Raw genomic sequence first — 24268 nt, forward strand, 5'->3', positions numbered from 1 at the left:
ACCAATCCGTCGTCCCGGTCAAACCGGCTCGCCTTCACCTCCCAGTTCATCCCCAAGCCCAATAACTCATGAAACAGTCGCTCTGGTGTCATCTCCTCCTCCTACCAAATCCCCATTCCACTGAAAACAGCGAAGAACCGATTTTTCTCCAAGGCCTCGGGCATTCTTTCCCCCTCTTCGCTTCCTTCGTGATCTTCTGTTAGAAACTTTCTTTCCTTTGTTCGCGTATTTCGCGTCACTCGCGGTCAACTTTCTTTCCTCATCGCTCAATGTTTTCCATCTCCCGCTTGCCCACCATCCCCTACTCCTGTTCAATCCCCCCATGCTACACGCGCGCATTCTCCTCCTCGCCCTGATCACCCTCGCGCTCACATTTACCACCCGCGCCGCTGATCACCCCGATCAAGCCGCTGCGAAAACTCTCCTCACCGCCGCCACCACTTCCACCAACGCCTACGCCCGTCTCGCCTACCTGTGCGATACCTTCGGCCCCCGCTTCAGCGGCTCCACGAATCTCGATCACGCCATCGACTGGATTCTCGCCGAGATGAAGCGCGACGGCTTCTCCAACATCCGTGGCGAACCCGTCACCATTCCTCGTTGGATTCGTGGCAATGAATCATTGGAACTCGTCGGCCCGCGCCGCCAATCCCTGCCCATGCTCGGCCTCGGCGGCAGCATCGCCACCAAGAAAGAAGGCCTCACCGCCCCCGTCTTTGTTGTGAAGAGCTTTGAAGAACTCGCCCAACGCAAAGTCGAAGCCATCGGCAAAATCGTCGTCTTCAATGTCCCTTACGATGACTACCACAAGACCGTCGCCGTCCGCACGAAAGGCGCCATCGAAGCCGGACGCGCCGGAGCCCTCGCCAGCCTCGTCCGCTCAATCACTCCTGTTTCCCTCCAGACACCCCACACTGGCAACATGGCCTACGATGATGCCGTGCCGAAGATCCCTCACGCCGCCATCACCATTGAAGACGCCGAACTGCTCCAGCGCCTCCAAGACCGCGGCGAGAAACCCGTCGTGCGCCTGAAGATGGAAGCCACCACGCTCCCCGATGGCCTGTCCCGCAACGTCGTCGCCGAGATTCCCGGCACAGAGAAGCCAGATGAGATCGTCCTCGTCAGCGGCCACATCGATTCGTGGGACATCGGCCAAGGTGCACAAGACGATGGCGGTGGTTGCATCGCCGCGTGGGAAGCCGCCCGCCTCATCATGATATCCGGCCTCAAACCCCGCCGCACCATCCGCGTCGTCCTTTGGACCAATGAAGAAAACGGCGTGCGCGGTGCTAAATCCTACGTCGCCGCTCACACCAACTCCCTCGCCAAACACGTCGCCGCCATCGAAAGCGACAGCGGCATTTACAAGCCCACCGGCTTCGGCCTCACCGGCAGTGAGAAAGCCATGACCGTATTAAAAGGCATCGCCCCCTTGCTCGAACCCGTTGGCGCAACTCAGATGGAATTCGGCTGCCGCGGCACCGATGTCCTCCAACTCCTCGTCGGCGGCGTCCCTGCCATGCACCTCGAAGTCGATCGCAAACCCTACTTCAACTACCACCACACCGCCGCCGACACCGTTGACAAAGTATTGCCCAAAGACCTAAACGACTGCACCGCCGCCCTCGCCATCATGGTCTGGTCCCTCGCCAATTCACCTGAACCTCTCCCCCGCTAAAGGTAAAGGAGCGCGGTTTTTAAGTCGCTTCAACATCCAAACACCAATAGCTCCAATAAACTTTAAGGCGTCCACAGTTCATCCCTCTCCTCTCATAGGCAGGCCGAGCTTCGGCGGAGAGGGACCGAGGGTGAGGAGTGAGAAAACATAAGCGCATTCAAAGAAAGCCAAAGTCTCTCCTCTCTAAACACCAGTTAGACGTCCCTCACTCCCTTTTCGTTCACCAAAAAATTCTTTATTTCCTCCCGCGCAACTTTCTCCCGTTTCCGGCGTCTTATCTTCCAGAGCGGGCGAATACCTGCGCTGGGATAAACGTCCTTTTTGCTGACATCGGTCAACACACACAATACAGTGCGCAGCAACAAAACCATGGCCGAACGCGATGAGTCAACGCCACCGGATTCTCAGAATAATCCGGCTGCTGGATCATCGTCTTCACCCACACCGCCCCGCACGCCGCATCCCACCATCCAGCTCGACCTCGACAAGATGCGCGAAATCGTCGCCGAAGCTGGGGTGAAGAGCAATCAGGTCCGCCGCTTCGGTGATTACGAACTCCTCGAAGGCATCGCTCAAGGCGGCATGGGTGCCATCTACAAGGCCCGCCAGCTCAAACTCAACCGCACCGTCGCGCTCAAAACGATTCTCGCGGGCATGCTCGCCGGTGAGGACCAGATGAAGCGCTTCCGTGCCGAAGCTGAAGCCGTCGCGAATCTCGACCACCCGAACATCGTCCCCATCTACGAGGTCGGCGAGCATGAGGGCCAGTTGTTCTTCAGCATGCGCTACATCGAAGGCGGCAGCCTCGATGACCACATGAAGCGCTTCGTGCAAGACCCGCACGCTTCAGCTCATTTGATGGCCAAAGTCGCCCGCGCCATCCATTTCGCACACCAGCACGGCATCCTCCATCGCGATCTCAAGCCAGATAACATTCTCCTCGATGCCCAAGGCGAACCGCACATCACCGACTTCGGCCTCGCCAAGCGCGTCGATGCCGGTGAAAACCTCACCGTCACTGGCGAGATCATCGGCACACCGAACTACATGTCCCCCGAGCAAGCCGAGGGCAAAGGCTTCAAGCTCACCACCGCCGTGGATGTCTATGGCCTCGGTGCCGTGCTCTACCAATTGCTCACCGGCAATCCCCCTTTCCGCGCCGATTCGCCGCTGGAGACCCTCCGCCTCGTCATCGACCGCGAACCGCAACGCCCCTCCAGCATCAATCGCCGTGTCGACCGCGACCTTGAGACCATCTGCCTCAAGTGCATGGAGAAGGACCCGCAACGCCGTTATGGTTCTGCCGAAGCCGTGGCCGAGGACATCGAACGCTGGCTGCGCAAGGAACCCATCCGTGCCCGTCCCGCCGGTTATTTTTATCGTGCAGGCAAATGGGCCGTGCGTCGCCCTGCGGTGGCCCTTCTCGCCATCACCACCTTCTTCGGTTTGTGTACATTGTTCGGCGTTATCCTCATCAACGAGCAACGCCTGCAGAAGGAGCGCGACATCGCGCTCGGATTGGAAAAAACCGCAACCCAAGAGCGCCTCAAAGCCGAAGCCCTCGCCGAGCAAAGCCGCCAACGCCTCGTGCGCCTGAACATCGGCGATGGCCTCCGTCTAATTGATGAAGGCGATGCCTCCGGCGCCTTGCTCAGTTTTGTGGATGCTCTCCGCCTTGATGAAGGCAACAAAGAAAATTCCGAGATCCAGCGTACCCGCATCGCCTCCGCCTTGCGCCAATCACCGCGCCTCATCCAGTTTTGGACAGAAGATCAACCCATCGTCGCCTCCGCCGCCAGCGTGAATGGCCGTTTCCTCGTTACCTTCACCAGCAAACGCGCCCGCCTCTGGGATGTCTCCACCGGCGTCGCCTTGGGCCAGCCCGTTTCGTTACCCGATAATGTCCGCTCCGCCGCCGTCAGTCCTGATGGCCAGCAACTCGTCCTGCTGAATGACAATCGCACCGCTTTCCTCTGGAACTGGCGTAAGGATCAATCCACTCCGATCAAGCTCGCGCACGATTTCCCCGTGAACATCGCCACCTTCAGTGCAGATGGCTCGCTCGTCGCCATCGGGGGTGGACAAAACAAGAACGGCACCGCCCGCGTCTGGAACACCGCTAACGGCGAAGCCGTCTCCAAGCCCATCCGTATCTCCGACGATGTCGAGTCCATCGCCTTCAGCGCCGATGGCACCAAGCTCGCCGTCGCTTCCCGCGATCGTAGCGCCACCGTTTGGAATACGAAAACCGGTAACTCCATCGGCAAGACACTTCGCCACGGCGGCATCGTCCGTCACGTTTCCTTCAGCCCGGATGGTCTGCGCCTCGTCACCGCCAGTGAAGACCGTACCGCCCGTGTCTGGGATGTGTTGACCGGCGAACCCATCACGCCGCCCATGCAGCACAACGACATCGTGACCTACGCCGAGTTCAGTCCGGATGGTTCACGCGTCGCCACCGCGAACAAAGACAACACCGGCCGCGTGTGGGATGCGAATACCGGTGAGCCCGTCACCCCGCCCCTCGCCCACAGCACTCGCGTGGCTCGCGCCCGTTTCTCGCCCGATGGCCGCCGCGTCCTGACCGTCGCCGAAAAATCCGCCCGCGTCTGGGATGCCACCACCGGCAAGCCCATCACCCCACCGCTCGCCCACAGCGCGGAAATCCTCCACGCATTGTTCAATCCCGATGGCCGCAGCGTGATGATTGCCAGCAAGGACCGCACGGTGCGCGTTTGGGATACGCCCGCCGCGCAGCAGAACTCGCGTGAACTCCCCATTAAAGGTGAGCTGCGCCAGACCATTTTCTCGAAGGACAACCGTCTCATGCTCGCCGTCACGGATAATGCCATGCGCGTCTGGGACGTGATGAGCGGTGAACCCGTTTCGCAATTACTCACCTCCAGTGCCGAGATCCTTGCCGCTCGTTTCGTGAACAACGACACCGCGATCAACGCCATCAGCAGCGATCAAACCGTACGCTCCTGGGACATCAAAAGCAGCAAGGAGAACCGCAACATGCGTCTGCCTTTCTCCGTAAGCTTTGCCGCTTTCAGCCCGGATAACAAAATTCTCTTCACCGCGGACATGGATCGCAAAGGCCAGTTACGCACCATCCCCACCATTGAACCAACGCAACCACAAGGTGGCGCTGGTAATTTCAAAGGCAAACGCCGCGATGGCACCAATGCTCCACCCTTCGCCGGTGAAATGTCTCCTCGCATCCAAGGTCAGGGACAAGGCGGCATCCGTCAGATGAATGAGAACGCCAAAGGCATCGAACACAAGAGCCGCATCGCTTACGCGCAATTCAGTGCAGACAGTACCAAGCTCGTGACCGCCAGTTGGGATAACACCGCCCGCGTGTGGGACACCGCCACCGGCCAAGCTCTCACGCCACCACTCGAACACCAAGACCGCGTCGTCCTCGCCACCTTCAGCCCGGACGGCACCAAGGTCATCACCGCAAGCTGGGACAACACCGCCCGCATCTGGGATGCATCCACCGGCAAGCCCCTCTCACCTCCGCTCGAACACACTGCCGAACTCACGCTCGCGTCCTTCAGCCCGGATGGCCGCTTCGTCGTGACCGCCAGTGCGGACAATACCGCGCGCATCTGGAACGCGGCCACCGGCGAACCCGTCACGCCCTTCCTCCAACACAACGGCTGGGTCGTTGCCGCCGCGTTCAGCCCAGACAGCACGCGCGTCGTCACCGCCAGTTGGGATAACACCGCGCGCATCTGGGATACCTACACCGGCGCGCCTGTCTCCCCGCCGCTCGTCCATCGTGATCGCGTGGATCACGCTTCTTTCACCCAAGATGGCCGCATCCTCTTCACCGCCAGTGCGGACGGCACCACGCGCCTCTGGGATTTCACGCCGGATGCCCGCCCCATCGATGACATCGCGCCCCTCGCGCAACTCCTCTCCGGTCGCCGCCTGGATAACACCGGCAGCCTCGTCCCCGTCTCCGCCACCAAGCTCGCCGAGAACTGGGAAACTCTACGTCAGAAATATCCGCAACAATTCTCCATCAAGCCTGAAGAGATTGTTGCTTGGCACAGCGAAGAAGCCGACCTCTGCGAACAGACCCAATCCTGGTTCGCCGCCCTCTTCCACCTGAACTGGCTCGTCGAACAAAACCCAAAAGATAATGAGTTGAAGAAACGTCGTGACAGCGCTCAGGCTAAACTACGCGAAGCGAACAACGTTACCACTGCCCTACAGTAACGAACATAAAGGCACTCTGCCCGAGTGATACCTTTCGTTCTCTCAAAAGCCACACAAGAAACGTTTTTAAAACCCGTCCCTTACGCCTTCCCCTCTGAAAGCTTTGCCATGAGTAGTTGATACTTGATCACTTTGCATTTTACCCACCCGTCTTTGCGCTCCACGCATTCTGCAAAGAATTACCTCCCCATCCAGCCTAGGGCGGAACCTCCCTAATGAATTTTCTTCATCTCGGGAACTCTTTCTCTTTAAACCTCTTACATCAGCATCTGCCGCACCTGTGGGCACCCCGCACACTTAGTGCGACACACTCGGGTATGAAAACATTGCTGAAATGCCTCGTCCTCGGCGTGACGGGGTTGATTTTAGTCGCACCACCGCGCGCCTCCGCAGATCTCGAGATCTCCGCCTCGGTGCACATCTCCGCTGAAGCCGATTTTTACGAACCGCTCACCCCCCATGGTGCTTGGATCGAAGTTGATTCTCACCGCTGCTGGCGTCCTTCAGGGGTCGCGGTCAGTTGGCGTCCTTACACCACCGGTGAATGGGTGTGGACGGATTACGGTTGGTATTGGGTAAGCGATGAACCATGGGCATGGGCCACCTACCATTATGGCCGCTGGACCTATCATCCACAGCATCACTGGATATGGGTTCCCGGTCGCGAATGGGCTCCCGCATGGGTGAGCTGGCGACATGGCGGCGGCCACATCGGCTGGGCCCCGTTGGCTCCCACGATCAGCTTCCGTCATCGCCACTCGATCGGCGGTCCTGATTTCGTCTTCGTTCGTACGGCCAGTTTCCATCAGCCTGTGCGCCCCAACACCGTCATCGTGAACAACACCACGATCATCAATAACACCACCGTCATCGCGCAATCTCCCACCCGTGAAACACGCACAGTTGATGGCTCTCAAAAACAGGTATATGTGAACAAAGGCCCCCAACCCCAGGAAGTGGAAAAAGAAACTGGCCGCAAGACTGAACCTGTTCCCATCCAGCAAGTCGCCGCCCGCACAGCTGTGCCCGAAGCAGTGAAAGCCAAAGCTGCCGCTGCACCGGCCAAAGCCGATCAAAACAATACAAAGTCCAAAGACGCCCCGAACGCGGGGAAGAACGCCCCCCCCACAAAAACCGAGCCAACGAAATCTGATCCAGACAGCAAAGCGGAACCAGCACGCCCGCAAGAACCCAGGACCTTGCCCGATAAGAAAGGCCCCGGTTCCGTCCCAGTGCCTGCTCCGACCAAAACACCGGAAAACGATCCTGATAAAAACGGCCCAAACCGCAAAGGTCCTGCGCCAGAAAAACCAAACACACCGGATCGTTCCGAGCCTAAAGATCCCAAACCGCCGGTAAAGCCGCTGCCTCCGACACCTGAGGTGCCTAAGCCTGTGCCGCCTCCAGAAACTCCAAAGCCTCCGGGTCCGGAGAAGCCAAAGCCGATCCCTCCTTCAGAAGTCCCAAAACCGAGACCTGCTAAAGAACGCCCCTTCGCCCCTCCCGTCGTGGACGAGCTTCCTAAGCCCAAGCCCACACCGGAAACCCCACGCCCCCGCCCGTTCCCGAACGAGCCAGCACCGAACAAGCCGAAACCACCTCAAGCGGCTCCGGTAAAGCCCGCACCCGAAGTACAAAAACCTGCGGCTCCACCCAAAGTGAACCCGCAACCCAAGGCTCCGTCTCAACCGAAACCTCAGAAACCGCCGAAAGACGAAGACAATAAAGGCAAAGGCCGTCCCTGATCAGGCATCATAGAACGTTAAAAACAAACGCCCGTTCCCTCTCACCACTGGTAAAGTGAGGGGACGGGTTTTTACGCACGTAATCAATCACGCTCTAAATTCCGCCCAGATGATCAGCGAATCGTCACATTTTTCACTGTGCCCCCTACGGCTATCCTCCTGCGACACATCCGCCAGGGAAGTCATGTCCTTAGCAAATACCGTAGAAAATCACTATGGTAAACGCCAAAGTAACAGACGTATTAGGAGTGTGGGGACATCGCCCTTCGCCCCTCTCATCTCATCCTTATTCAGGAAGTGGCTTACCCTTCGTTTCCGGCCCGAACCACACCACGATCACACCCACCACATAGATGAGTGCCATCGTCTTCGCTGCCGCCGGGAAACTGCCATCAAAATGCTTCATCAGCGTGGCCGTCTGCAAACCACCCACAGCTGCCAAAATACGCCCGAAGTTAAATGCAAACCCTTGCCCTGTAGCGCGCACACTCGTCGGATAAAGCTCCGGCAGATACAGCGGGAACCAACCATAAAACGCTGCCGAAACACTGCCTGCCAAGAACACGGCGAACAGGAACGTGTTCCCATACACCATAGTATCCCGATATAGGAAATAAGCCGCCGCCAATGATGCCGCGCACAGGAAGGCATACACCGGCCGACGACCAAAATAATCACACAATACCGCCGCCAGAATCGTACCCACGATCGCCCCCAAGGAACTCCACACCTGTGTCCACTCCTTGGCAAAACTCGCATTCGGTCCTGCAAGATCGATCGCCCAGCGCGGTGCCCATTGTAACGCACCCCATGTCCCCAGCAGCGCTACACCCGCCAGAGCCGCACCAAAAACCATCATCTTGATGATATGTGACTTGCCTCCCTCCGTCATTGAGCCCGCCGCCATCGCACGTTCCAAATAGCGTTTCACAGGATAGAGATAACCCACCAGGGCGATCGCCAGACCGATTAACGTGACCAATCCAGCGATCCATCCGCCCGGACCTGCCGGTGACCACACATAAATGATGACCAACGCACCCACGCACCCGATCAGCACCCCGATCAGATCCTGCGTCGCCCAATGCGAAGTTCCACCCTTCTCCTTCTCTTCCTCCCACTTCTCTGATTCCGGCACGAACAACCGGATCATAAAAATCAGCAGTGCCGGGAATGCGCCTGAAATCATCAGAAAGCGCCATGCCGAATTATGCAGCAGATACTCCACCGTCTTCTGCGAAAGCCCCAAAGACAACATGCCGCTTTGGATGCTTTCGATCATCCCTATCAAGCCCATGCTCAAAAACGCCACCATCAAGAACCCGACATTCGCTGCCGCACCGATCAACCCCGCCACGATTGCCCGGGACTTGCCCGGCCAGATCTCGTTCACCAATGCCACACCGAGCGACCACTCACCACCCATGCCCAACGAAGCGATGAAACGCAAGGCCGCGATATGCCACGCCTCCGTAGCAAAACCGCACAAACCCGTGAAGATCGCGTAAGTGAAGATGCTCAAAGACATCGCCTTCACCCGGCCAATGCGATCACCCAACCAGCCGAACAACACGCCGCCCGTCGCCGCACCGATCAGAAAGACAGCGATGATGATGGAGAACCACTTGCCCGCATCCCCCGCCGCCGCCTCACCGAGAAGCTCCTTCAACGCCGGTTGGCCGATCAATGGGAACAAGCCCATCTCAAACCCATCGAAAAGCCAGCCAAGGATGGCAGCCAGCAGTGCCATCCATTTACCCGTATTAGATTTAGCGTTCTTAGTAGACATACAGCAAAAACTGAAATTCCGGCACAATTCGTCCCTTGGTGAGACGAGACTGGCAGGCAGACGCACCACCAAACGGATTTATTCGCGCAGGGTCAACGAATTTTTCCCCAAAGCCCACAATTTTCTCTGCTAAGACACCCTAAGGGTGCAATCACACAGCATTTTTCTTCTTCCCATACCGATCTGTGTGATTCCGTGTTTAATCAGTGGCTAAATATTTCCTTCTCCCTTGTCTTACTTATCGCTACTATCCATTTAAACCCCGTTCGGCCAAAAAGCGAAAGCTCCACGCATGGAGACCAAACACTACGACCTCGTGGTCATCGGCTCCGGTCCGGCTGGTGAAAAAGGTGCCGCCCAGGCGGCCTACTTCGGTAAACGCGTCGCTCTCATCGAGAAGGAGCACGTCCTCGGTGGAGCCGCCGCCAATACCGGCACCCTGCCCTCCAAGACGTTACGCGAGACCGCCCTCTACCTCTCCGGTTTCCATCAACGCGGCCTCTACGGCATCAATTTCTCCCTGAAAGATAAAGTCACTGCCCGCGACTTCCTCTACCGCGAGCAGCAAGTCGTCCAGACCGAACGCGCCCGCATCGCCGAAAATCTCAAGCGCCACAAAGTCGATCTCTACAAAGGCTTCGCCGCCTTCGAAGACGCCCACACCATCTCCGTCAAACCGGCGCACTCACCAGCAGCTCACATCCGGGGCGACATCATCCTTATCGCCACCGGTTCACACCCGCATCATCCGCCGCAATTCCCTTTCCACGATGCGCGCGTCTATGACTCCGACACTATCCTGAACCTCCGCGAGATCCCCGCCACCATGCTCATCGCCGGTGGCGGCGTCATCGGCTGCGAATACGCCTGCCTCTTCTCCGCCCTTGGCGTGAAGGTTTCTCTCGTCGAAGGCCGCGATCGTCTCCTCGGTTTTCTCGATGCCGAAGTCTCCCACGCCTTCGCCGCCAGCATGACCACCATGGGCGTGGACCTCCATATGCCCGACTCCATTGAGACCGTACAAGCGGAAGACGAAATCATCGTCACTCTCAAATCTAGCAAGCGCCTCGCCGTCCAAAGCGTCCTCGCCGCCACTGGTCGCACTGGGAATACGGAAGGCATGAACCTCGAAGGCATCGGCATCCAGCCCAGCAAACGCGGCACCTTGGATGTGAACGCAAACTATCAAAGCCTGCTTCCCCACATCTACGCCGTCGGCGATGTCATCGGCTTCCCCGCGCTCGCCTCCACCTCCATGGAGCAAGCCCGCGTTGCCATGGTCCACGCCTTCGATCTCAAATACAAATCCGGCGTCGCGCACATCCTGCCATACGGCATTTACACGATTCCCGAATGCTCCATGGCCGGTGAAACCGAGGAAACTCTTCAGCAAAAGAACATTCCCTATGTCGTCGGCCGCACCCGTTATGCCCACAATGCCCGCGGCCAGATCATCGGTGACAAAGAAGGCTTCCTGAAACTCATATTCGCTGAGGAAGATATGAAACTCCTCGGCGTCCACGTCATCGGCGAGCAAGCCAGTGAATTGATCCACATCGGCCTCATGGCCCTCCAAACCAAGTCCGGAGCCGATCTCTTTATCCAGACCTGTTTCAATTACCCCACCCTTTCCGAGATGTATAAATACGCGACCTACGATGCCCTCGGTCAACGCGCCAAACGCCTCAAAGCTCGCGAACAAGACGCATGAACACCCGGGACTTTCTCAAAACCTCCGTCCTAGCCGCCGCCAGCCTGACCACCGGCCAACTCACCGCTGCTGACGCCAAGCCCGAGACGAAGCAGAAGTTACCACCCCTCCGCGCCATGCGTCTCGGCATGGTCACTTACAATCTCGGCAAAGACTGGGACGTCCCTACTATTATCAAGAATTGCACTGACACAAAATTCCAAGGCGTCGAACTCCGCACCACGCACAAGCACAGTGTGGAAGTCTCCTTGAGCAAAGCCGAACGCGGCGACGTCATGCAGCGCTTCCAAGATTCCCCCGTGGAACTTCACAGCCTCGGCAGCGCCTTCGATTACCACACGCCCGACCAGGCCAAGCTCCGCAAAGACATCGAAGCCACCAAGGAATACATCATCCTCGCTCACGATGTCGGCGCCAAAGGCATCAAAGTCCGTCCGAACGCCTTCCCCAAAGAAGTCCCCCCCGAAAAGACTTTGGAGCAGATCGGTAAATCCCTCCGCGAACTTGGCGAATTCGCCTCCGGCTATGGTCAGGAGATCCGCGTGGAAGTTCACGGCAAGGACACTTCCCTGCTTCCGAACATCCGCAAGATGATGGATTTCGCCAACCACCCCCAAGTCGGCGTCTGCTGGAACTCCAATGACACGGATCTCGACGGCGATGGCTTCGAAAAGAACTTCGATCTCGTTAAAGACCGCATCAAGCTCGTCCATCTCCGCGACCTATATCTGGATACCTACCCCTTCCGCCGCCTCTTCCAACGCTTGAACGATATCGAATACGCCGGGTTCTGCCTTGCAGAAATCCCGGAAAGCCCTGACGCTCTAAGGGTGATGCGGTATTTTAGGGGACTTTGGCTGGCATATCAGGACGCCTTGTAATATTTTCTAACACAACACATACCCGAACAGTCCATATTACCGGAATGACATGCGTACCGTGCCGAAAGTTCTCCGTGCAAACACAGTCCTTTGTGTTACGGTAACAACGTTGTCAGCCCAGCTTTTAATAACATGATGTTTCGCAAACTCTCTGCCATCGCGGCACTCTTGGCCGTCGTTCTGCTGCCGCTCCGCGGGTTCGCCCTTGTAGAGTGGAAGCCCTTGGAAGCCGGTGCCAATGATAACACGACAGCTATCCTGACCGCTCGCATGCTGGAGCGCGCCCACTACTCCCAGATGGCCTTCAACGATGAAGTATCATCCAAGTTTCTGGACCACTATCTGGACCGCTGGGATCCGCAGCACATCTTTTTCTTCAAGACAGATTTGGAAGAATTCGAGAAATGGCGCACCAAGCTGGATGAGATGACCATCAACTCAGGTGACACTTCTCCTGCCTACCTTATTTTCAACCGCTTCTATGAACGCCTCCGGCTGCAGCAGACCTTCATCCAAAACCTCCTGGATACTGAGACTTTTGAATTCAACACCGATGATCGTTATCTCCTGAACCGCAAGGATGCCCCCCGTCCGGCTGACCTGAAGGAAGCAAAGCAGCTCTGGCGCGATCGCGTCCGGTTTGAATACCTCACCGAAAAGCTAAACAAAAAGACTCACGAAGAGATCGTGAAATCCATCAAGAAACGCTACGACCGCATTTACAAGATGGTGGAAGGCTTTGATGCCGAACAGGTTCTTTCCGAATACCTCACCGTCTTGGGCACCATTTACGATCCGCACTCGGATTACATGAGCAAGTCCGAGCTGGATAACTTCTCCATCGGCATGCGTCTCTCGCTGGTCGGCATCGGGGCTCAACTCACCAGTGATGATGGTTATTGCAAGATCATGGAACTCGTTCCCGGTGGTCCTGCAGCCCGCAGCAAAAAGCTCAAACCGAACGATCGCATCGTAGCTGTCGCCCAAGGTAACGGCGAGGCTATGGATGTGATCGATATGCCGCTCAATAAGATAGTGGAAAAGATCCGCGGCACCAAAGGCACCGAAGTCAGGCTTACCGTCATTCCGGCTGATGCAGCGGACTCCTCCGTCCGTAACGTCGTCAGCCTGATCCGCGAGGAGATCAAACTGGAAGACCAGGAAGCCAAAGCCCAGATCATCGAGTTCCCGGATGGCAAAGGGAAAACCAACCGCCTGGGCGTCATCGATCTGCCTTCATTTTATGCGGATTTCAACCTCGACGACAAGAAACCTGACGGGGAACGAAAGAGCACGACCCGCGATGTCAGCCGACTGCTCACCAAACTGAAAGAGGAAAACATCAGCGGTCTTATCTTGGATCTGCGTCGTAATGGTGGCGGCTCTTTGGAAGAAGCCATCAAACTTACTGGCCTCTTCATCCGCCAAGGACCTGTTGTGCAAGTCAAAGATCCTTCCGGCGAAGTGACTGTGGATAAGGATAACGATCCCAAGGTGGAATACGATGGTCCAATGATTGTTCTTACCAGCCGTTTCAGTGCCTCCGCTTCTGAAATTCTGGCGGGTGCATTGCAGGACTATGGCCGCTCGTTGATCGTGGGCGATTCCTCCACTCACGGCAAAGGCACCGTGCAAACCTTGATGGAACTCTCACGCTTCCTGCGGACCCCTGAGTTCAATCCGGGCGCAGTCAAAGTTACCATCCGTAAATTCTATCGCCCAAGCGGTGCTTCCACCCAACGTCGTGGCGTCGTGCCGGACATCGTCCTGCCTTCCGTGAATAATCACGCTGAAGTCGGTGAAGGTGCTTTGGAGAACGCCTTGCCTTGGGATACCATTGAGGCCGCTGAATTCCGTCCCGTCAACCGCGTGGCTCCTTACTTGGAGGATTTGAAGCAGAAATCCACCAGCCGCATTGAAGCCAGCAAAGATTACGCTTACGTGAAGGAAGATATCGAACGCTTCGACAAGATCCGTGCGGACAAGACCGTCTCCATGAACGAAGCACAGCGTGTGAAAGAAAAAGAGGATCTCAAGAAGGTCGAGACCGCTCGCAAACAGGAGCGCAAAGATCGCAAGACACCGCTGCCTACTACTTATAAGATTTCACTCAAGCAAGCCACCCAACCCGGCCTGCCTGCTCCCTTCGATCCGGCCAAAGCTAAGGAAGAAAAACCTGAACGCGCCAAGCTGGATGATGAAAAGGCTGACGAAGAAGAAGCTGTCGAGATTCCCGATGTAGCCCTGCTTGAAGCTGAAAACATTCTTCTGGATTTCGTGAAACTGATCAATGCCCGCACGGCTTTGGCCAATAACGAACCGGAAAAACCAGCTGTTCAGACCAAGTAACAGTCCATTCAACGGATCAACAAAAACCCCGGCACCAACGTGTCGGGGTTCTGCTTTTACGGGGATGTTAGACGGATCGAACCAATCTCAATTCCGTATCCGCAGCAAACAACCAGTCAGATACGGCAGCAACTGCTTCTTGCGCGACACCACATCCTTCAACTCATAGATGCCAGGCTGCACTTCAGGATAGTCAATGGTGTCCTTGAAGCCCTTATCACTCGCCACCATCAGCAATGAGGTTTGGCAGACAACATCCGTGACTAACAGTGCTGCAAAGAGGTACCCGTTTTTAAGCCGGTAACTATCCAGAGCCGCCACCACTGCATCCTTGCGTTTCCAGAACTGGTCGAAACCGATCTCCTCGATTTGCGCCACCGAAAACTTCTGTCCGTTCTCCACATACTCTTTGCAATCCGTGGTGATAGCCTGATCCGGAGTCCGCGAGATAAGCACCGAGCCTGAAGCGAACAGCTTTTCGGTGAATTCAGCAGCATTCACTCCGGCGATGACTTCCAGTTCCGCCAAGATCTGGGCATCCCGCTCCGTCGTCGTCGGTGAGGTTAGATTCAGCGTGTCCGACACCAAGCCCGCCAACAATAACCCGGCGACCTGCGTTGGCATCTCCACCTGATAGCGGAAGAAGCAATCAGCCACGATCGTACTCGTGGAACCCACTGGCTCATTGCGGAAAAGGATCGGCTGCTGTGTTGTGAACGTGCCGATACGATGATGATCCACCACTTCAATGATATCCACCTGATCTGCTCCCATCACCGCCTGAGAAAGCTCATTGTGATCCACGAGAATGAGCTGTCTCTCCACCTTCTTTAGGAAGTCAGATTTGGAGAGGATACCCACTACCTCATTTTCATCATTCACCACCGGGAATGCCAGGAAGCTCGACTCTGCCGCCAGCTTCTGGATGCCCAGCAACGGTTCATCTTCCCGGAACGTCAGGAAATGCTCGTGCGACATGTGCGTCACATTGATGGCCGCACGGCAAAGCATCGCCGTTGTCGCCGAATCATGCGGAGATACGATGATGCTCACTCCATTCTCCTTGGCCTTAGCCAAGATTTCCGGAGCCACTGGCAAACCGCCCGTGACAATCATCACCTTTACCTTCTCGCGGATCGCCAGTTCTTGCACATCCTGACGATCACCCACCACCACCAAGATTCGCTCCGGCTTATAATTGGGAAGACGTTGTGCAAAAGCCTCCAGGCTCATCGCACCGATCATCAGCACGAGATCCTCTTCCTTGTCCGCATCCTCCACATGGAGCATGCGACCATTGACCGTCCGGGCCAGATTGCGCAAAGAAGCCAGCACTCGTCGTGAATCAAAAACACGATTCGGTGCCGGGAAGAAAAATTTGCTCATTTTGAAGACGGACACCAAGCCTTTGCAGCTCCGATCTTCATTCAGGATAGGCAGCACACGGATGTTACGGTCATCCATCATCCCCAGTGCTTCCGCCACGGTCGTGCGTGAGGAAACGCTGACCACGTTGGATTGCATCACGTCACGGACCTTGGGTGAGACATCCGCCACGAACTTGGGTGCCGGCACACCGAAGGATTTCAGCACGAAATTGATGCGGTCATTCAGATCCCCGCATCGTGCCGGAACCACCTGTCGCATGCCCGTCCGCCGCTTGAACTCGGCGTATCCGATTGCCGAGCAGATGGCGTCCGTGTCCGGATTGCGATGCCCTATCACCAAAACTTCACTCATTGGAAAAATCCCTTCGGTTGCCCGGAAGGTAACTGGCGCCAGTATCCACCGCAAGTCATCCCCTGTCAAAAGTCGCTGGCAGTAACTATCCTTATGACTAGGAACACTCCATATGCTGAACCACTTGTGTTACCCATGTCCTGCCTGCGCCCTTCCCCTCTGAAAACTGAACACTGAAAAACTTAAAACTCCTTTTGTCATTTTAAGCTTCTGCCTTGAAGTTCTTGCACTCGCTCCTCGCCCTCTCTTTAATCCAACGCGTGCCTGCAAAGATCATAGCTGTGGCCAATCAGAAGGGCGGCGTCGGCAAGACCACGACGTCCGTCAATCTCTCCGCCTGCCTTGCCGCCAGTGGTAAGCGCGTATTGCTCGTAGATATCGACCCCCAAGCTAATGCCACTAGCGGCCTCGGCTTTGAAAAGATCGAAGGCGCCAGCCTCTATCGCCCCGTCCTTGGCGAAGGCACGTTGGAAGAAAAGATCCAGCAGACTGCTTTCGAGAATCTCGACCTGATCCCCAGCGAAGTGGATCTCTGTGGCGTGGATATCGAACTCGCCCGTATGGATGGTCACCTGCTGCGCCTTAAATCCATCGCCGAAGCCATCCGCGCCAGTGACCGCTATCAGGCCATCATCCTCGATTGCCCGCCTTCCTTGGGCATCATGACCCTGAACGCTTTCTCTGCAGCCGATTACCTGCTCGTGCCGCTCCAATGCGAATACTACGCGCTCGAGGGCATCTCGATGATCACTCGCCTGCACAACCAGTTGCGCGATGGCGGCATCAATCCTAACCTCGAACTGCTCGGCGTCGTCATGACCATGTTCGATGGTCGCACGAATCTTTCCAATCAAGTGGTCACAGAAGTGCGCCAGCATTTCGGTGACAAAGTTTTCGACACCGTCATACCTCGCGCCACCCGTCTGGCGGAAGCCCCCAGCTTCGGCAAGCCGATCATCCACTATGACAAATATAGTGCCGGTGCCGCCGCCTATGAGGTTTTGTCCGAGGAAGTCGCCAAACGGCTTGGCATTTAACCGCATTACATTTCGGCCTGAGTTTTCCACTTGGTATTGCGAATGTTTAGCAGATAGAATTCGTCTATTATTTACCAAATCCGATAACCGAACATGAAACACACCAATCCATTCCAATCTTGGACGCTCGGGCTGGCTTCATTGCTGACCTGCGCGACACTCGTTCAGGCAGCCGACTGGCCTCAATACCGCGGCCCCAGTGCTGATGGCATCTCCACCGAGAAGCTCGTGAGCAAGACGTGGCCTGCCAATGGTCCCAAGGTTTTGTGGAAGCGTCCTTTGACGGATGGTTTCAGTTCTTTCGCTGTCTCCGGCGGAAAAGCATTCACCATCGTCGGCAAGAATGAAGGTGGTGTGATTCAGGAAACCGTTGCCGCATTGGATGTGAACACTGGCAATGCGCTGTGGGCTGTCCCCATCGGCATCGCCAAGTATGGTCATGATGGCGGCAACGCTGGCACCGCTGATAACAAAGGCGGAGACGGCCCTCGCACCACCCCCACGGTGGACGGCAAAAACGTTTACGCTCTCTCTGCCGATCTTGTACTCGTCTGCTTCGATGCCGATAAAGGCACCAAGAAGTGGCAGCGCGACATCATGAAGGAGCATGCCGGTGTCAATATCACTTGGAAGAATGCAGCGTCTCCCGTGATCGATGGTGATTTGATCTTTGTAGCCGGTGGTGGCCCGGGACAAGCGCTCCTCGCCTTCAACAAGAACGACGGCAAAACCGTCTGGAAGACTCAGGACGACAAGATGACGCACTCGACTCCCGTCGTACGTGACATCCATGGTGTCCGCCAGGTGATTTTCTTCACCCAGAAGGGCTTGGTTTCCTGCGATGTTAAAAACGGTTCCGTGCTTTGGCGCTGGGATTATAAATTCAACGTCTCCACGGCCATTTCGCCCGTTGTTTCCGGAGACATCGTTTACGTGTCAGCCGGTTACGGCGTGGGTGCTGGTGCTTGCAAAGTCAGCAAGAACGGTTCCGCATTCAGCGCCGCTGAACTCTGGCGCAAGAACAACGAACTGCCGAACCATTGGAGTACGCCTGTTCTGAAGGACGGCTACCTCTACGGCATGTTCCAGTTCAAAGAATACGGCACCGGCCCGCTCAAGTGCGTGGAACTCGCCACTGGCAAAGAGATGTGGAGCAAGGCCGGTTTCGGCCCCGGTAACGTTCTGCTCGTTGATGGACATCTCTTGGTCTTGGGTGACGCTGGTCAACTCGTCCTCGTCGAAGCCTCTCCGAAAGCTTACACCGAAGTGGCGAATGCCAAAGTGATCTCTGGCAAATGCTGGAGCACCCCTGCTCTGGCAGACGGCAAAGTCTACCTGCGCAGCACCAAAGAAGGCGTCTGCGTAGACATCGGCAGTAAAGTCGCCTCCGCGAAGTAATCTGTTTTCATCAGCAATCAAAGGCGGACCGCAAGGTCCGCCTTTTTCATTTGGAGCGCGGGTTGTCCCAACCAGCAGGAAGCTGCTGAGCCAGCCTCTCCAACTCCCTCACCCCCTGCTCTGCCTCAAAAACTTCTCCGGCGACAAACCATACACCGTCTTAAACGCCCGCGAAAAATTATACGGATCCGAAAATCCTAATTCCTCCGCCACCTCCTTCACCAATCGATTTCCTTCCAGCAACTGATTCGCCGCATGATTCATCTTCAGCCGCATCAAATACTGATACGGACTGCAATAATGAAACCTCTGAAACAACCGGCATGCATACGCCTCATTCACATGCACCGAATCTGTCGCCTCAGTCAGCTTTCGAATCGCAAGAAAGTTCTCCTCCAGATGCCGCTTAAGTTTCTGGAATGTGTTCAACGCCCTCGTATCCGCATCACCCGAAGGCAAAGCCGATTCTGCCAGACGATAAAGCAACGCCTCCACCAAAGCCGCACAAACCTCATGTGCATGCTTGCGCCCGCCGATTCCGTTTCGTTGCAGCAGTTCAAACAATTCTAACACTTCCGGCACATCTGCCACCATGACTGGCCGCTTTTGTCCAAGCGCTCCCAGCTCGATCTGCTTCTTCGCCATCGTCCCCGCGAAATCGACATAATACTTCAGCATCGGCTGTGCCGTTGAGGTGGTGATGCGATGTTTGATCCCCGGTGCGTAATGAAAAGCCGTCCCCGGCTTAAGTTCAAACTCTCTCCCATCCAACCAAACCATCCCCTCTCCCTCCGCGACAAACTCCACACAGTGAAATCGGAAATCCTCCCGCTGCACTACATAATCCGGCAGACACCGTTCTCTCCCGCCACACACCGCCACCAGCTTCGCCGTCCTGCTCGGATTCAGGTCCAAGAAATACCGCTGGGCGTCTGTTACCTGATTGGAAACAAAATCTGGCTTCAACAGCTTCTGCCGTTTGCTCATGCAGAGCAAAATATCAGATTACCTTACACCAATGAAGTCAATTTGTGACATGCAGCAGTCAATAAGCGCCATTTCTGATTCCGCTATTCTCGACTAGCTTGTCGCCAATAATTTTGACGCACATGCAAACACGCACCCTTGGTAAAACCGGCCTGAACCTTCCCATCCTCAGCTTCGGTGCTTCTTCGCTCGGTCAGGAGTTCCGGAGCGTCTCCATGGATGAAGCGCTTAAATCCGTGCGCGTGGCCTTGGACTGCGGACTGAACTTCATCGACACATCTCCCTTCTACGGTCGCGGCATGAGCGAGGTGTTGCTCGGCGTCGCCTTGCGTGGCGTCCCTCGCGATAGCTACACCCTTTGCACCAAACTGGGTCGTTACGATCTCCAGCACTTCGATTTCAGTGCCAAACGCGTTGCTGAAAGCGTCGACGTCTCCCTCCATCGTCTCGGCACCGACCACCTTGACATCATCCTGTGCCATGACATCGAGTTCGTAGAGATGCAACAAATCGTCGATGAAACCATCCCCGCGCTCCGCAAGATCCAGCAACAAGGCAAGGTGAAGCACATCGGCTTCAGCGGCTATCCGCAAAAGATTTTCAAATTCATCTGCGATCAAACTGATGTGGATTGCGCTCTCAGCTACAATCAATACACCCTTCAAAACACCCGCTTCGCCGATGAATCCATTCCTTATCTGAAAGCTAAAGGCGTGGGTATCATGAACGCCGGTCCTTTTAGCGCTCGCTTGCTGACGAATGCACCGCTGCCCAAATGGCTCAAAGAACCCGAAGAAGTGAAAGCCGCCGCCCGAAAAGCTGCTGAGGTCTGCGCCCAGAAAGGCTCTGACATCGCCAAGCTCGCCTTGCAATTCTCTCTGGCCAATCCCGATATCACCACCACCGTCGCCGGCAGTGCCAACCCCGAGAACATCCGCAACTGGGCGAAGTGGGCTGCTGAACCCATTGACGAGGAATTGCTCGCCGAAGTATTGAAGATTTTTGCTCCCGTCAAAAATATCGGCCACACAGAAGGCTTGCTGAAAAACAACTAGCCGACGCAAAATCCCCTCATGCATCTGCGTTTCCTCCTTGTCCTGGCGCTCGCCGTTTTTACCGGCAATTCGCTTTGTGCCGCTGCGCCTGTTCCCTTGTTCGATGGCAAGACCTTCAACGGCTGGGAAGGCGAAACGAACAAGGTCTGGCGTGTGCAGGATGGCACCATCGTGGGTGGTACACTGAATGGCAACCCGCAGAACGAGTTCTTAACCACGAAGAAAACTTACCGCAATTTCAACCTCACGCTGGAATACAAGTTGGTCGGCACCGAAGGTTTCGTGAATGGCGGCGTCCAGTTCCGCAGCAAACGTATCCCTGCTCCACCGAATGAGATGTCCGGTTACCAAGCCGACATCGGTGCCACCCATACCGGCTCTCTCTACGATGAGTCTCGCCGCAAAAAGATGCTCTATGTGGCGGATAAAGAGCTGATTTTAAAACTGGAAAAGACTAACGATTGGAACACCTATCAGATCATCGCCGAAGGCCAACGTGTCCGCATACTGCTCAATGGGCGACAAACCGCAGATTACACCGAACGCGAGTCCGGCATCGAGCAAGATGGCGTCATTGCCCTGCAAATCCACGGTAACTGCAAAGCGGAGATTGCCTTCCGTAATATCAACATTGAAACCCTCCCCGACGCGCTTGTTCCGTCCGAGCCCGAAATTCTTGGCCGTTTTGGTGAAGGTCAGCCCGGCGCACCAATGCCCGGGTGGACCAATGGCAAGTTCGAACTCGGCACCAACGAAACCATCGTTTTCATCGGACAGGAAAATTTCGTCCGAGAGCAGAAAGCTGCCGAGTTGGAATCCCTGCTCGCTGCTGGTTTCAACACCAAGGCTCCTCGCTTTCGTTTCATGTCTTGGGAGGGCGACACCGTTTACGAACAGTGGCGTGACCTAAACTTCGGCTCATGGGCCGCCCAACTCAATGCCGCCGGAGCCACCACCGTGATTGTGCAGTATGGGCAGATGGAATCACTCGATGGCACCAATCGCCTGACCGAATTCACCATCGCCTACCACCGCCTGCTCGACCAGTTCAACGCGCGTACCAAGCGCCTTGTCCTCGTCTCGCCCATGCCATTCGAGAAGCCCCTTGCTTCGCATGCACCTGATATCTCTCTGCGTAATGCTGACGTGAATGCATACGCCGCCGCCATCCAAGCCATCGCCAAGCAACGCGGCGCAGTTTATGTAGATCTCAACACTGCTCTATCTAAGCGTCCTAATAAAGCTGAGCGCCTGACTGAGGACGGCATTCATCTCACTCCCGACGGTCTGAGAATTGTCGCACAAGTGATGGCGGCGGAACTCGGCTCCTTGACCGGACGGCAAAGCGTTCCACCAAGCCTGCGCGAAGCCATCATCGAGAAGAACCAGCTTTGGTTCGATGTCTGGCGTCCAGCCAACTGGTCCTTTGTATATGGCGATCGCGTTTCGCAGATGTTCGGCAAAGCGGGCGGCAACTCGCCTTCTCTGCGCGAAACCTTTGAGCGCTATCGCCCACTCATCGCCAATGCTGACAGCCGTATACACGCTTTAGCTCGTGGCGAAAAAGCTCCTCCTCTAGTTGTTCCCAAACCTGCTGCACCTGCTGAGATCCCCGTCCTCTCCGCTGACGCACAGAAAGCCACATTCACGGTGGCTGATGGTTATGAGGTGAATTTGTTCGCTTCCGAAATTGAAGGCATTGCCAAGCCCACACAGTTCACCTGGGATGAACGTGGTCGCCTCTACGTCGCTTGCTCACCGACGTACCCGCAAACGTATGCCGCTGCCAAGCCCGCTGACTACATCGTCGTGTTGGAGGACACCGATGGCGATGGCAAGGCCGACAAGTCATGGCGCTTCGCTGAAGGCCTTACGATGATTCAAGGTTTGGAAACTGGCCCCGGTGGCCTCTACGTCTGCGACTTTGATCAAATCCTTTTCCTGAAGGATACCAATAACGACGGCAAAGCCGATGAGCGTAAAGTGCTCTTCTCTGGCTTCGGCATTGGGGATACACATCAGCTGGTGAACTCCATTAGTCACGGTCCCGATGGCACGCTCTGGTTCACGCAAGGTTTGCACGCCTTCTCACGCGTAGAGACGCCGTGGGGCCTCACCAAGCTCGATAAAGCCGGTGTTTGGCGCTTCCATCCGAAACGTCTGCAACTGCAAGGCTTCTTCAACGGCGGCAAAGCCGGTCACAACTGCTGGGGTGTTGCCTTTGATGATTTCAATCAGCTCTTCCACAAAACCGGCGATCGTCCGGTTGGCTACTGGTCCGTGCCTGGTCTTACAAAGAATGCAGCGCCGGACGAGTATCATGGTGTGGGTAATCTTTTTGATACATCACCCAAGACGACCTCGCTCGACATCATCGGCACGAAGGCATTGCCGGAAGACATCCAAGGCTGCGCAGTCATCGGCGGCTACTTTGGTAGCGTCGTGGAATTGCATCGCTTTGAGGACAGTGGCTCGGGATTTAAAACCACTCAGTTGCCCAAGCTGATGAAGTCATCGGACACTTCATTCCGCCCTGTTGATGTGAGTGTTGGTCCAGATGGCGCCATCTATCTTGCAGATTGGTTCAATCCTGTTATCGGCCATTATCAAGCCAGCTATGCTGATCCTCGTCGTGATAAAACGCATGGCCGTATCTGGCGCATCACTGCTAAGGGACGCCCGACAGTGAAACAACCAAACCTCGCCGCGATGAAGGCTGAGGAACTCGTGGCGCAACTCGCTTCTCCCGAACGCTGGACTCGTTATCAAGCCAAGCGATTGCTCTTCTACACACCCACCGCTGAAACACTTCGCGCAGTTGATAACTGGGTTGCCAAACTTACTCCTGCTACTCCCGGTTATGAACGTTTGCTGCTCGAAGCCATCGGCATCTACGAGGCTCATGAAACGACGCAACGCGAACTGCTCGGTAAACTTCTCGCCGCCAAAGACCCGCGCGTGCGCGCCTATGGCACACGCGTGATTGGCAATTGGGCCACGAAATTACCCAATGCTGAAGCTCTGTTGAACGACCGCATCCGTGACGAAAATGCACGTGTTCGCCTAGAAGCAGTTGTTGCCGCCAGCTACGTCACCAATGCCGCAGCCGCAGAGATCATCACCAAGGCTCTCGATACACCACGCGATCGCTTCTTGGATTACGCCTTGGCCCAAAGCGCTCGCTCGCTCAAACCCGTTTGGGAACCTGCTCTTGCCGCCAATCAGCTCAAACTGGATGCGCCGCATCGTGAGTATCTATTAAAACTCTCCACTGCTGTTGCTGCGCCTTCGCCGGGTCGCATCATTTATGAGATGGCCTGCCTGCCCTGCCATCAACCGGATGGCAAAGGTTTGGCCGGTGTCTATCCATCCCTTGTCAGCAGCGATTGGCTGAAGGGCGATACATCCCGACTTATCAAAGTGGTGCTGCACGGCCTCGAAGGACCGATCACGCTGAATGGCCAGCCGTTCGTGATGCAGAATCCGATCCCTATGCCTTCCATGGCCGGCCTCGAAGATCAGCAGATTGCAGACGTATTGACCTACATCCGTACGGAGTTCAATCAATCGCAGCAGGCAGTCACTGCTGCTGAAGTCAAAGCCGTTCGCGCTGCCACCACAGGTCGTGAAACACCTTGGAAGGCGGAAGAGCTCAAATAACT

Annotated in this window: 13 protein-coding genes; 10 read left to right on the forward strand and 3 right to left on the reverse strand. The window is 56.0% G+C overall.

The window, feature by feature from the left end; translation table 11 throughout:
* Positions 1 to 322 precede the first annotated feature (322 nt).
* From VGH19_19305 to VGH19_19315, 3 genes are all read left to right on the forward strand, one after another.
* Positions 323 to 1681 carry a M20/M25/M40 family metallo-hydrolase gene (locus VGH19_19305; GenBank protein ID HEY1173521.1) on the forward strand — a complete coding sequence of 453 codons (1359 nt, stop codon included), beginning with the start codon at positions 323 to 325 and terminating at the stop codon, positions 1679 to 1681.
* A gap of 351 nt (positions 1682 to 2032) precedes the next feature.
* Positions 2033 to 5914, forward strand: coding sequence for a protein kinase (locus VGH19_19310; GenBank protein ID HEY1173522.1), 3882 nt, complete (start codon positions 2033 to 2035; stop codon positions 5912 to 5914).
* Between the two features lie 317 nt (positions 5915 to 6231).
* The gene (locus VGH19_19315; protein ID HEY1173523.1) at positions 6232 to 7659 is read left to right on the forward strand and encodes a DUF6600 domain-containing protein; all 1428 of its coding nucleotides are present in this window, start codon (positions 6232 to 6234) and stop codon (positions 7657 to 7659) included.
* 286 nt (positions 7660 to 7945) lie between these two features.
* On the opposite strand, the gene VGH19_19320 is transcribed toward VGH19_19315, so the two are convergent.
* Positions 7946 to 9448 (reverse strand): MFS transporter, encoded by a 1503-nt coding sequence (locus VGH19_19320; GenBank protein HEY1173524.1) that lies wholly within the window; start codon positions 9446 to 9448, stop codon positions 7946 to 7948.
* Positions 9449 to 9740: 292 nt separating this feature from the next.
* Between VGH19_19320 and sthA the strand changes: the two genes are divergently transcribed.
* From sthA to VGH19_19335, 3 genes are all read left to right on the forward strand, one after another.
* Entirely contained in the window at positions 9741 to 11159 is a 1419-nt protein-coding gene (gene sthA / locus VGH19_19325; GenBank protein ID HEY1173525.1) for a Si-specific NAD(P)(+) transhydrogenase, read from the forward strand.
* Positions 11156 to 12040: a TIM barrel protein gene (locus VGH19_19330; GenBank protein HEY1173526.1), complete on the forward strand. Its 885-nt coding sequence runs from the start codon at positions 11156 to 11158 to the stop codon at positions 12038 to 12040. Before sthA ends, VGH19_19330 begins: the two co-directional genes overlap by 4 nt.
* A 132-nt stretch (positions 12041 to 12172) precedes the next feature.
* Entirely contained in the window at positions 12173 to 14389 is a 2217-nt protein-coding gene (locus VGH19_19335) for a carboxy terminal-processing peptidase (GenBank protein ID HEY1173527.1), read from the forward strand.
* Positions 14390 to 14476: 87 nt separating this feature from the next.
* Here VGH19_19335 and VGH19_19340 read toward each other — a convergent pair whose 3' ends face one another.
* Positions 14477 to 16129, reverse strand: coding sequence for a putative manganese-dependent inorganic diphosphatase (locus VGH19_19340; GenBank protein HEY1173528.1), 1653 nt, complete (start codon positions 16127 to 16129; stop codon positions 14477 to 14479).
* A 260-nt stretch (positions 16130 to 16389) separates the two neighbouring features.
* Here VGH19_19340 and VGH19_19345 point away from each other — a divergent pair, with 260 nt between their 5' ends.
* Both VGH19_19345 and VGH19_19350 read left to right on the forward strand, forming a co-directional pair.
* Positions 16390 to 17166: an AAA family ATPase gene (locus tag VGH19_19345; protein HEY1173529.1), complete on the forward strand. Its 777-nt coding sequence runs from the start codon at positions 16390 to 16392 to the stop codon at positions 17164 to 17166.
* Between the two features lie 93 nt (positions 17167 to 17259).
* Positions 17260 to 18564: a PQQ-binding-like beta-propeller repeat protein gene (locus VGH19_19350; protein ID HEY1173530.1), complete on the forward strand. Its 1305-nt coding sequence runs from the start codon at positions 17260 to 17262 to the stop codon at positions 18562 to 18564.
* 108 nt (positions 18565 to 18672) lie between these two features.
* Here VGH19_19350 and VGH19_19355 read toward each other — a convergent pair whose 3' ends face one another.
* Positions 18673 to 19551: an AraC family transcriptional regulator gene (locus tag VGH19_19355; GenBank protein HEY1173531.1), complete on the reverse strand. Its 879-nt coding sequence runs from the start codon at positions 19549 to 19551 to the stop codon at positions 18673 to 18675.
* A gap of 122 nt (positions 19552 to 19673) precedes the next feature.
* Between VGH19_19355 and VGH19_19360 the strand changes: the two genes are divergently transcribed.
* Positions 19674 to 20606 carry an aldo/keto reductase gene (locus VGH19_19360; GenBank protein HEY1173532.1) on the forward strand — a complete coding sequence of 311 codons (933 nt, stop codon included), beginning with the start codon at positions 19674 to 19676 and terminating at the stop codon, positions 20604 to 20606.
* 18 nt (positions 20607 to 20624) lie between these two features.
* Positions 20625 to 24266, forward strand: a complete 3642-nt coding sequence (locus VGH19_19365) for a PVC-type heme-binding CxxCH protein (protein HEY1173533.1) — start codon at positions 20625 to 20627, stop codon at positions 24264 to 24266.
* The last annotated feature ends 2 nt before the right edge of the window (positions 24267 to 24268 follow it).

This window comes from Verrucomicrobiia bacterium (assembly GCA_036405135.1).
Classification (GTDB): domain Bacteria; phylum Verrucomicrobiota; class Verrucomicrobiia; order Limisphaerales; family JAEYXS01; genus JAEYXS01.